Here is a 10,894-nt window from a genome sequence, read left to right on the forward strand (position 1 = left end):
ATATTGAGTTTTACAAGGCTGTTATAGCGTTTGACAAGACGCTGATCCAGACCAGAGATGTTAAATTGAAGAGCATGCTCTTCAATTTAACGCAAAGCTCGGAAATTGTGTAGATACCTATGCCCTATGGGAGAGGGTTGGGGGAGAGGTTAGTCATCCCAATTATCATCTCTTCCATTAGCTTTATTTTCAAATCCTTTTTTGAGCATTTTGATTAAGTCTTTTTCCTCTTCTGAAAGAGTAGAAAGATCAGCAGAGTTGACTATGTGTGATATCCGAGGAATGTTTAAGAAGTTTGTTACAGTGTCAGCTTTAATATATCTTTTGATATGAGGCTTAGTATAAGAACTTCCATAAGATCTAGTAGTTTGGATCATCGTCTTAAGTATCTTTAAAATACCTTGAATATCCTGAGTTTGGGCTTCAAACCAATTAAGAGTATCAGAAGAATTCCCCCATTCTTTCCAACGATACATGAGTGAAAGGAATGATGAATTTTTTGATAGATCTTCAGGATTTGAATTAGAAAATTGATTTAATTTATTAGTAAAATCTATTTTGAGCTGTTCAAAATCAGAGTCATCTAATAATGTCTCACGATTTTTAGCTCTACTCTGATCTTCTGCAATCAAAATATTTTCAATGATTGAAAAATTAGAATTTTGTTTAATATAATCTTTTAAAATTTTAGCCCGTAAATGTATGTCTTGTATATCTTCTAAACACCAAGAACATAATCTGAACAAATAAGTTTGTGCTGAAAACCCTAAAAATTTATTTGATTCCCTATTGATTTCATCGCCAGCATCTAATAATGCATAAATGTATGCATTATAGTTTTCTTGAGGTACTTGTTTGCTATATGCTTCAAATTTTGATAGAAAATCTTCCGCTAAATTTCTTGCATCTAGGGCAAGAATTTTGTCTTTAAGTTTTTCTCTATCATTGGTTAGTTCTAGGAAATTTATAAAGTCTGACGTAGAAAAATCTTCGCTATCAAAACTGAGTTTAAAATATTTATCAAAATGATCTTTATGGCACACTCTGAGTTGAGTAAACCATTCTTGATATGAACTATGATCATAATAATAGTTGCTGATAATCCACTGAGTAGTAGGAAAGAGAGCCTGTAAATTATTTTGTGTAAGTTCCATTTTTTATAAATGATCTTTTAACCGATCATCGAACTGAATCGTAAACCAATTCATCGCTAAACGCCAATTTTGAATTGGCATTGTCCATTTTTTAGCAGCATTTGAAGTTGCTAAATAAATGACCTTTTTCACTGAATCATCAGAAGAGAAGATCTTTCTCTTTTTAGTTGAATGGCGAATCACGCTATTCAATGATTCAATTGCATTTGTTGTATAAATCGCATGACGTATTTCAGCAGGATAGCTAAAGATCGTTCGGATATTTTCCCAATTTGCCCGCCAGGATTCTCCAATTTTTGGATACTGGTGATTCCATTGATCGCAGAAGATATCTAGGGACTTTAAAGCATTTTCTTCTGTACTTGCCTGATAGATCGCCTTCAATCCTGCTGTTACAGCTTTGTAGTCCTTCCAGCTCACAAATCTCAGGCTATTGCGTACAACATGCACTATACACAGTTGGATGTCAGTATGAGGGTAGACAGAAGCTATTGCATCAGGAAAGCCTTTTAGCCCGTCTACACAGGCAACAAGAATATCTTGCACTCCTCGATTTTTAAGCTCTGTCATGACTGACAGCCAGAATTTGGCACCTTCTGTTTGAGCAAGCCACATGCCAAGAAGTTCTTTTTGGCCATCCAGGTTAATGCCTAATGCTAAATAAACTGATTTATTGATTACTGTTGAATGCTGACGAACCTTAACAACAATGCAATCTAAATAGACAACAGGATAAAGACTATCGAGTGTTCTATTTTGCCATTCTGTCACTTGTTCAATGACAGCATCCGTCACCTTACTAATAAGGGAGGCAGATACATCGGCATCGTACATTTCTTTAAAGAAAGCAACAATTTCTCTATTTGTCATTCCTTTTGCATATAACGAAAGAATTTGATCATCCATGCTAGTAATGCGTGTTTGATGCTTCTTAATAATCTGTGGTTCAAAAGAGCCAGCACGATCACGAGGGATATCTAAAGCAAGCTGCCCATCTTGTGTTAGAACTGTTTTGGAGCTAAAACCATTACGTGCATTAGATCCTTTCTTAGGTTGATGCTTTTCATAGCCTAAATGTTCAGAAAGCTCAGTATTCAGAGCGGTTTCGATCATGAACTTTTTAAATATGGCTGTCATTTGGTTTAAATCTTCAGGAGTTTTTAAACCTTTAGCTAATTCAGCTGCCATACTTTTGATTGTAGCTTCATCCATGTGAAGTACCTCTTTTTATTATCCTCAGTAGGATAAATGAAAATTAAGTACTTACACAAAATTTAGAACAGTCCCTAGGAAAGAGGCTTTTCAAAATACCTTCGACAGATTCTCTATTTTTCTCAGATGCACTAGATCTCTTTCATAAATTAAAAAATGACCACCTTTTTGGTTGATATTTGCACTCTGGATTTCTTAGCATTCGTGCATAATCTGCGGATGAAATATATCGATTCAAACAAGCTTTCTGATCCTCAGTTCAAGCGATATACGGGCATCTCATGGTCAACCTTCTATTTAATGGTTGAGCAATTGAAAATGCATGTCCCTGCCAAAGGCAGACCACCCAAGTTAAGCCTGGAGGATCAGGTTCTGCTCTGCCTAAGCTATTGGCGGGAATACCGAACCTTATTTCACGTTGCGACGAGTTACGGGGTTTCAGAGCCCACAGCCTCAAGAATTGTCCGTCATGTTGAAGACTGCCTGATTCAGTCCAATCTGTTTAATTTACCGAAGGATTTACCCGAAGGTGAAGGCATCGATTGGAATGTTGTGATCGTGGATGCCACAGAAATTCCAATCCAAAGGCCTAAAAAAACAGAAGAAAAGCTATAGCGGCAAGAAAAAGACCCATACCTTTAAAGTACAGGCCATGATTCACTATAAAACTCAGCAAATTCTGAGTCTATGTACCAGTCACGGTGCAGTGCATGATTTCGAGTTGTTCAAACGAAATTTAAACCAAATTCCTTCAGGAGCCTTTGTTCTTGCAGATAAGGGCTATCAGGGGATTTATACTTTGTATCCCAATAGCCTGTTGCCATTAAAAGCAAAAAGACGCTGTAAATTGGATCCTGAACTCAAAATCTATAATCAGGAAATCAATAAAAGAAGAATAGGAATTGAGCATGTATTTGGCAGTTTAAAAACCTTCAAGATCCTTGCCGAACGTTATCGAAATAGAGGGAAAAGACTCGGTTTGAGATTCAATTTAATTGCTGGAATCTATAACTTGGAGCTGAGTAAAAAATGATTTATGAAAGAAGTCTAATCTTTATAATATCTTCAATAATACGTAAATACTTTACTTTTTTTGTTTGATTGTCACTTGAGACAGAACGCAAAGTTGTAAAAGCTTCTTTAGAGTTGGAAAGTTTGCTATAAACATTCGGCTCAAATACTCTTAAGCATTCAATGGCTATCAAATCTATTGGATCTGCTTCAAAAATCTCATTATTTTTAAAAAGATTGAAGTTAAAGCAAAGAGTAGAATTGAACCTATAAACATTTCTTAGATTATTAAAATAGTTTTTTAAACCTTTGTGATAAATCTCAGCCCATCTTTCTTGGTCAAATTTTTTGTCAGCATCAGTGTGACTATTTATCACATTGTTTAATAGATTAAATAAAACTTCGTGGACTTGTTTTAATTGAATTTGTGGAATTGTAAAAGGGATCTGAATAATTTTTTCTAGATAGTTTTCACCAGATTGTGTATGAACCGTACCGGGTTTGTCGGAGACTTTTTTATTTAAGTTAGGCCACCTGACCTAACGGGTTAATCTTATCATAGTACATTGCTTCAAACTCAAAAGGCGATACATAACCCAGTGCACTGTGTACACGCTTTTTATTGAACCAATCTACCCAGTTTAGTGTCGCAAGTTGTACATCTGCTAAACCTTGCCAATCTGCTTTTAAATATTCAATCACCTCTGTTTTGTATAAGCCATTCACCGTTTCAGCCAGAGCATTATCGTATGAATCACCAGTTGTACCGACTGATGCTCGTAAATTTGCAGCTTCTAAACGATTGGTATAGCGAATAGAAAGATATTGAACACCTCTATCGGAATGATGAATCACATTCTTTGGCATGCCTCGATCGTGCAATGCTTGCTCAAGTGCATCGAGTACCATATCTGTATTCATCCGTGTAGATACTTTCCAGCCAACAATCGCACGTGAAAACACATCAATAACAAATGCGGTATAAACCCAGCCTGAATGAGTTTGAATATAGGTAAAGTCACCCACCCATAGTTGGTTTGGATGATCAGCATTAAAATTACGTTTCACTAAATCATCTGCCCGTTTTTGGTCATCTCGGTTACGGGTGGTTTGTTTATTCTTACCACGCCAAACACCTTGTATACCTAGCTTTTGCATCAATCGAGCAACTGTACAACGTGCAATAACATAACCCTCACGTTTTAATTTTTGCCAGACTTTACGTACACCATATCGACCTGAACTTTCCTTCCAAATTCGTTTAATTTGTTCAGCATGATGCTCATCATGTAGATCTCGTTTCGCTCGATGTTCTGGATTGTCAGCGAGATCTAAAGTTCGGTAATAGGTTGAAGCTGCGATCGGTAAAATCCTACAAATCGCATCAACACCATATCGATCTTTATTGTTATGGATAAAATCCACCATTATTTGTGTGGGCGGTCGAGCTCCGCCTGGGCGAAAAAAGCGGCTGCTTTACGTAGAATTTCATTGGCACGCTTTAATTCTTTAATTTCACGTTCCATTTGCTTCATTTTTTCTTGATCAGATATCTGTTGTACTTTAATAGGATTTTGCTGATCTAAATGCTTTTGATGCCAGGCACGAAGTGTTTCAGGAGTACAACCGATCTTAGGCGCAATTGCTGTGATTGCAGCCCAAGTAGAAGGATAATCTTTTTCAGATTCAATCAATAATTGAACCGCTCTTTCTCTGATTTCAGGGGTATATTTTAATTTTGTCATCGGGATAGTCTCTCAGAATATTGACTCTCCGACAAACCCGGTACGGTTCAGTATTGTCAGTGAGTTTTTTTTCTACAATATCTTTCTGAAATAAAAGCAAAAATATTACATTAGGAAAATCAGTATTTGCTTTAATTAATTGAAAGATCATTCGCAACTCTACAGTTGTTAAACGATCAATATCATCCATAACGATTAAAAGAGGAGTCGTCCTATCTTTTAAAGCAGTAATTAATTCCTCACGAATTTCTGCTAAGTTTTTTTCATTTAATTTAGATTTTTTTTCGTAGTTTTCTGAAAGTTTCCCTAACAATTCGCTCCCTTTTTCTGTGGCTGGTAAGACTAAAGCTATAAAAGAGGTAATCGTTGCAATGAGTATTGGTAATTGTGTATTGTCAGTAAAGTAACTGCTAATTATACCTGTACTTAAAATTGAAGTTACAAGAAGAGGTAGCGCTAAATTAGCACCCTTGAGAAAAGTGTGTGCCGTAGATAAATGATTGCCATATTTCGCAAATATATTTGCCAAATTTTGATCTTCTTTAGATGAATCCTTTCTTCCAATAGATTTTGATATCTCGTCAAAAAACGCCTGAACAATCTTCTCTTGAGCTGACCATTCCCACGGTGAAAACTCTATAATTGTTGGTGAATTAGCTTGTTCTCTAGAATGTGATAATGCCATATTTTTAATAGATGATTTTCCTGAACCCCAGTCTCCATGTAAGGCAATAACTAGACTTTCATCACCTTTCCATTGAGAAATAGCATCACTCAAGTTTTTTGCAAAATCGGCTCGACCTAATACGTCTTGTTCTATGTTTTTAATTGGTCTATCAGCAGAAAATGCGTATTTATCCATATTTGTCATGTTGAGGCATTTATAAAGTTTTAATCTAATAATTCTATCAAATATCATTATGATTTTAATAAAAAATCCCCTCACTAAGAGGGGATTTTTAGAATCAAACTACAGCATCAAAGTGCTGCAATCTGCTCCATATTCGCTTTAATCTTCGCTAACTGGTCAGCAAACTCAGCAAGCTTCACTTTCTCACCTTCAACCACAGCAGCAGGTGCTTTCGCCACGAAACCTTCATTGCCAAGTTTAGTGGCAATTTGGTCATGTTGCTTTTGAACCTTGTCTAAGTCTTTTTGTAGACGACCCAATTCTGCTTTAGGATCAATTAAACCCTTCATTGGAACAAATACAGAGGCGTGACCAACTACAGAAGATGATGACAATGGTGGTTGTTCGCCATCTGCCAAGTAAGTGATGCTTTCCACTTTTGCCAAGGCTTTAAACAACGGTTCGATACGTGAAATTTGCGCCACTTCAGCATCAGTAATATTTTGCATCAACACTGGAAGTAAACGCGCATTACCTAAGCCCATTTCACCACGGATGTTACGTACCGCACCAATCAAACCTTGTAGCCAATGCATATCTGCTTCAGCTTGGTCATTAATCAATGCTTGATCTGCAACAGGGTAAGCCGCAGTCATAATGGTTTCACCGCCCAAACCAATCATTGGTGCAAGGGTTTGCCAAATTTCTTCAGTCAAGTACGGCATGATTGGATGCGCAAGACGTAACGATGCTTCCATCACCGCAAGAAGAACACGACGAACTTCTGCTTTACGTTCTTCAGATACATTTTCATCATTTAGAACAGGCTTGGTCAGCTCTACATACCAGTCACAGTATTCATTCCAGATGAACTCGTAAATCGCTTGAGCAGCCAAGTCTAAACGATAGGTAGCAAAGGCTTGTTGAACTGCAAGTTCCGCTTTTTGTAGACGGCTCACGATCCATTGTTCAGGCAATTCCCAAAGATCTGGACGTGCAGTTTGACCGACAGTTTGACCTTCAACATTCATCAGAACGAAACGGGTACCGTTCCAGATTTTGTTACAGAAGTTACGGTAGCCTTCAACACGTTTCATATCGAATTTAATGTCGCGGCCGGTATTGGCAAGTGCACAGAAAGTGAAACGAACTGCATCCGTACCGTAAGACTGAATGCCTTCCGGGAATTCTTTACGGGTTGATTTTTCAATCTTCGCTGCTTGTTTAGGGTTCATCAAACCGGTGGTACGTTTTTGTACCAACGTTTCAAGATCAACACCGTCAATCAGGTCTAAAGGATCAAGCACGTTACCCTTAGATTTAGACATCTTCTGACCTTCACCATCACGTACCAAACCATGTACATACACAGTTTTAAACGGAACTTGTGGCGTGCCATCTTCATTTTTCATGAAGTGCATGGTCATCATGATCATGCGGGCAACCCAGAAGAAGATGATGTCAAAACCGGTTACCAATACATCTGTTGGGTGGAAGGTATTGAGGAAATAGTTTTCAGCATCTTTCTTGGCATCACCAGTCCAACCTAAAGTTGAGAATGTCCAAAGACCAGACGAGAACCAGGTGTCCAGTACATCTTCATCTTGAGTTAACTTAACATCTGCAGCAATGCCATTTTCTTCACGCACTTCCGCTTCGTTACGACCCACATAAACGTTGCCATCTACATCGTACCAAGCTGGAATACGGTGACCCCACCACAATTGACGAGAGATACACCAGTCTTGAATATTGTTCATCCAAGCCATGTACATGTTGCTGTATTGCTCAGGTACGAATTTGATGTCGCCATCTTTCACCGCTTTAATTGCAGGCTCAGCAAGCGGTGCAATTTTTACATACCATTGATCGGTCAATAATGGCTCAACGATTACGCCTGAACGGTCACCGCGAGGTGCTTTCAAGTCATACGGTTGAATTTGATCCAACCAGCCTTCAGCTTCAGCTTGTTCAACCAGTTTTTTACGTGCAGCAAAACGCTCTAAACCAATATAGTCCGCAGGCGCAGGGATGGTTTTAGAAATCTGTTCGCCTGCTTTTGCAATGTATTCAAACTCAGCCAACACTTCAGCATTTTTGTTGAAGATGTTGATGATTGGCAAGTTGCAACGTTTACCCACTTCATAGTCATTGAAGTCATGTGCAGGGGTGATTTTTACACAGCCTGTACCGAAATCTTTTTCTACATATTCATCCGCAACCACAGGAACCAAACGACCTGAAATTGGTAGAACGATGTTTTTGCCGACAAGGTGTGCATAACGTTCATCTTCAGGGTGAACCGCAACAGCCGAGTCACCAAGCAAAGTTTCAGGACGTGTTGTCGCAACAACAAGGAAGTCATTGCCATCTTTGGTACGAAGGTTTTTATCTTCAAAGAAATATTTGAAATGCCAAAGTGAACCTTTTTCTTCGACTGATTCAACTTCAAGGTCAGAAAGGGCAGTTTGCAGTTTAGGATCCCAGTTGACCAGGCGTTTACCGCGGTAAATCAGACCTTCTTTATGTAAACGTACGAATACTTCTTTCACCGCGTTAGATAAACCTTCATCCATGGTGAAGCGTTCACGTGACCAGTCTACAGAAGAACCGAGGCGACGAATTTGACGGGTAATGTTACCGCCAGACTGTTCTTTCCATTCCCAGACTTTTTCAATGAACTTTTCACGACCCAAGTCATGACGGCTGATATCTTGTGCTGCCAATTGACGTTCAACCACCATCTGGGTTGCAATACCGGCATGGTCAGTCCCCGGTTGCCATAAGGTGTTTTTCCCAGACATACGGTTGTAACGCGTCAAGGCATCCATAATGGCATTGTTAAAACCATGACCCATGTGCAAGTTACCAGTGACGTTTGGTGGCGGAATCATGATACAGAATGAGTCGCCTTTTCGAGACGGCTTAAAGTAGCCGTTCTCTTCCCAGGTCTTGTACCATTTTTTCTCGATCTCGGTAGGATCGTATGTCGTAGCAATATTTTGCGCAGAATCAGTCATAGTCAGAACAGATCAAAAGTGAATAAAAAATTAGGACTATTGTAGCAAAAAAATTATGGAATTAGGCAGCTTCACCAAATGCAAACTTTATGCAATTGGCATACGCTGCATAAGATCTTATGATAAGAGTGGAATAAAAACAGCGCGAATGGTCGCAGAACAATTCTAAAAAGGAGATTATCGGTATGAGCTATTTCATTTCTTTAAAATTAACCCGAGAAACCCATCAGCGTTTTCATCAGATTCATCAGCAGTTGAATCAGGGTGAGACTCAAAGTTTAGCCAAACCTTTAGGTGAGGTTCTGGCTGATATTTCCTGTGAAATTGTCGATCAGGTTTTTGGTGAAATTGCGCGTTTATCGACTTCTGGCGATCGAGAATCTGAAAAAATGGTTAAACAAATTTTAGACACTGTACGCAAATATATGCCATGGTCGGTTTCATTCTTTGGCAATGATCGCTTGATCCCGATGGTGAATTATCTAAAAGATAGGGCCTATGAAAAAAATGGTCAAAATTATATTTCTTATAGTGTCGACCATGTCTTGGTGGTGGAATTGCTGGAATGTGTGGAGCAAATGAAAGAGGGAAATACGCATTATGTTTCGCCAGGCTTAAAAGCATTTACCCAGTTGGTCGATCAAGGGGTGACCAGTCTGGTTCGTGAACCTAAAAACATGTTGAAATTCAATTTAGTGGTGGATAAAACTTTAAATGGCGTGATTCATTTGACCACTCAGATGGGCTATAAGCGTTTAGAAAAACTGGGCGCGCAGTATGATTCGCAAATGACCCCTCGTTATTTTGATCATTTTTTGATGTTTTTGAATCATGAGCAAAAAAATCAATAACAGATCAATGCATTATTAATCGTAAGTGTAAATAGGAACAGCAACATGGCGAAGCAGGACAGTTTGAACAATAAGGTGGTATGGATTACCGGTGCATCTTCAGGTTTGGGTAAGGCGCTCGCACAAGAGTGTGCCTTGCAAGGGGCACTGATTGTACTCACTGCTCGTCGTATGGATGAACTGGAAAATGTGCGTCAAAGTTTAGCCAATCCGGATCAGCATATTTGTATCAGTGCCGATATTACGGATGAAAATCAAGTTCGCCATGCTTATGAACAAGTATTGAATCAAAAAGGGTGTATTGACTGGCTGATCAATAATGCAGGACTCAGTCAGCGGGCATTAATTGCCGATACGACCATGCAAACTGAACGTGCCATCATGGAAGTCGATTATTTCTCACAAGTATTTCTGACCAAAACGGTTTTGCCAACTTTCTTAAAACAAAAAACAGGTCGAATTATCTTTGTTTCCAGTGTGGCAGGTTTATTGGGTACGCAATATCGCGCATCCTATTCAGCAGCCAAAGCCGCGATTCACATGTGGGCAAACAGCTTACGTGCCGAAGTGGCTGATGAAGGGGTCGGTGTTTCTGTTATTTTCCCGGGTTTTGTTAAGACCAATGTGTCATTCAATGCCTTAAATGGCGAAGGCAAACCACAGGGTCATCAGGATGAAGCAATTGAAAATGGTTTGCAGCCTGACGAATTCGCTAAAACTGTAGTCAAGTCTCTGTTGAATGATGAAGAATATATTGTGGTTGGCGGTACTAAAGAAAAATTGGGGGTATGGGTGTCGCGTTTATCTCCAAGCACACTGTATAAAATGATCCGCAAGATGAAGGTGAAATAATTAAAGCTCCCTCCTTTTTAAAGGAAGAAGCTTTAATGTCCCCCTTTGTAAAAGGGGGATTTAGGGGGATTCTAAATAACCCGAATTACGGATAAGAAAACCGCTTGAAAAAAAGATGGTTAGAGCCATTTAGAAAGTTACTACACAAACCAAAGACTCTAACCACCATGTTTGATTTTACAGAAATCTTCTGTGCCAT

General features: G+C 38.8%; 9 protein-coding genes, 1 pseudogene and 1 other annotated feature. Of the genes and pseudogenes, 4 read left to right on the forward strand and 6 right to left on the reverse strand.

Translation table 11 applies throughout. The features are described 5' to 3' along the window. Positions 1 to 149: 149 nt before the first annotated feature. Positions 150 to 1,154 (reverse strand): hypothetical protein, encoded by a 1,005-nt coding sequence (locus tag HLH16_RS15300; RefSeq protein ID WP_171529958.1) that lies wholly within the window; start codon positions 1,152 to 1,154, stop codon positions 150 to 152. A 3-nt stretch (positions 1,155 to 1,157) separates the two neighbouring features. Next, positions 1,158 to 2,366 (reverse strand): IS256 family transposase, encoded by a 1,209-nt coding sequence (locus HLH16_RS15305; protein ID WP_171529959.1) that lies wholly within the window; start codon positions 2,364 to 2,366, stop codon positions 1,158 to 1,160. A 219-nt stretch (positions 2,367 to 2,585) separates the two neighbouring features. Here HLH16_RS15305 and HLH16_RS15660 point away from each other — a divergent pair, with 219 nt between their 5' ends. Then, positions 2,586 to 2,981, forward strand: a complete 396-nt coding sequence (locus HLH16_RS15660; RefSeq protein WP_214646731.1) for a transposase family protein — start codon at positions 2,586 to 2,588, stop codon at positions 2,979 to 2,981. Continuing rightward, a complete protein-coding gene (locus HLH16_RS15665; RefSeq protein ID WP_214646732.1) occupies positions 2,929 to 3,399 on the forward strand; it encodes a transposase family protein in 471 nt (156 codons plus the stop codon). Before HLH16_RS15660 ends, HLH16_RS15665 begins: the two co-directional genes overlap by 53 nt. A gap of 1 nt (position 3,400) precedes the next feature. On the opposite strand, the pseudogene HLH16_RS15315 reads toward HLH16_RS15665, so the two are convergent. The 4 genes and pseudogenes from HLH16_RS15315 to HLH16_RS15330 form a co-directional block, all read right to left on the reverse strand. Further along, a pseudogene (locus HLH16_RS15315) lies at positions 3,401 to 3,853 on the reverse strand (P-loop NTPase fold protein); the annotation flags it as partial. A gap of 49 nt (positions 3,854 to 3,902) precedes the next feature. Further along, a protein-coding gene (locus tag HLH16_RS15320; RefSeq protein ID WP_171529960.1) for an IS3 family transposase occupies positions 3,903 to 5,122 on the reverse strand; the annotation gives its coding sequence in 2 pieces (ribosomal slippage) (positions 3,903 to 4,846 and positions 4,846 to 5,122; 1,221 coding nt in all). After that, positions 4,731 to 4,847 (reverse strand) — a sequence feature (AL1L pseudoknot). It overlaps the preceding gene by 117 nt. Next, positions 5,097 to 5,993 carry a KAP family P-loop NTPase fold protein gene (locus tag HLH16_RS15325; protein ID WP_214646733.1) on the reverse strand — a complete coding sequence of 299 codons (897 nt, stop codon included), beginning with the start codon at positions 5,991 to 5,993 and terminating at the stop codon, positions 5,097 to 5,099. The genes HLH16_RS15320 and HLH16_RS15325 overlap by 26 nt, the downstream gene beginning before the upstream one ends. A gap of 107 nt (positions 5,994 to 6,100) precedes the next feature. After that, on the reverse strand, positions 6,101 to 8,992 hold the full coding sequence (locus HLH16_RS15330) for a valine--tRNA ligase (protein ID WP_502707657.1): 2,892 nt from the start codon (positions 8,990 to 8,992) through the stop codon (positions 6,101 to 6,103). A gap of 185 nt (positions 8,993 to 9,177) precedes the next feature. Here HLH16_RS15330 and HLH16_RS15335 point away from each other — a divergent pair, with 185 nt between their 5' ends. Then, positions 9,178 to 9,843, forward strand: coding sequence for a hypothetical protein (locus tag HLH16_RS15335; RefSeq protein ID WP_171529961.1), 666 nt, complete (start codon positions 9,178 to 9,180; stop codon positions 9,841 to 9,843). A gap of 45 nt (positions 9,844 to 9,888) precedes the next feature. Continuing rightward, positions 9,889 to 10,695 carry an SDR family oxidoreductase gene (locus tag HLH16_RS15340; protein WP_171529962.1) on the forward strand — a complete coding sequence of 269 codons (807 nt, stop codon included), beginning with the start codon at positions 9,889 to 9,891 and terminating at the stop codon, positions 10,693 to 10,695. Positions 10,696 to 10,894: the final 199 nt, after the last annotated feature.

It is taken from the genome of Acinetobacter sp. ANC 5378 (assembly GCF_013004315.1).
In the GTDB taxonomy this organism is placed as follows: domain Bacteria; phylum Pseudomonadota; class Gammaproteobacteria; order Pseudomonadales; family Moraxellaceae; genus Acinetobacter.

What these genes read in the sequence shown, in the direction of transcription:
- HLH16_RS15300 (WP_171529958.1), bottom strand. Translation starts at nt 1,154, where the DNA reads ATGGAACTTACACAAAATAATTTACAGGCTCTCTTTCCTACTACTCAG.
- HLH16_RS15305 (WP_171529959.1), bottom strand. Translation starts at nt 2,366, where the DNA reads ATGGATGAAGCTACAATCAAAAGTATGGCAGCTGAATTAGCTAAAGGT.
- HLH16_RS15660 (WP_214646731.1), top strand. Translation starts at nt 2,586, where the DNA reads ATGAAATATATCGATTCAAACAAGCTTTCTGATCCTCAGTTCAAGCGA.
- HLH16_RS15665 (WP_214646732.1), top strand. Translation starts at nt 2,929, where the DNA reads ATGCCACAGAAATTCCAATCCAAAGGCCTAAAAAAACAGAAGAAAAGC.
- HLH16_RS15325 (WP_214646733.1), bottom strand. Translation starts at nt 5,993, where the DNA reads ATGACAAATATGGATAAATACGCATTTTCTGCTGATAGACCAATTAAA.
- HLH16_RS15330 (WP_502707657.1), bottom strand. Translation starts at nt 8,992, where the DNA reads ATGACTGATTCTGCGCAAAATATTGCTACGACATACGATCCTACCGAG.
- HLH16_RS15335 (WP_171529961.1), top strand. Translation starts at nt 9,178, where the DNA reads ATGAGCTATTTCATTTCTTTAAAATTAACCCGAGAAACCCATCAGCGT.
- HLH16_RS15340 (WP_171529962.1), top strand. Translation starts at nt 9,889, where the DNA reads ATGGCGAAGCAGGACAGTTTGAACAATAAGGTGGTATGGATTACCGGT.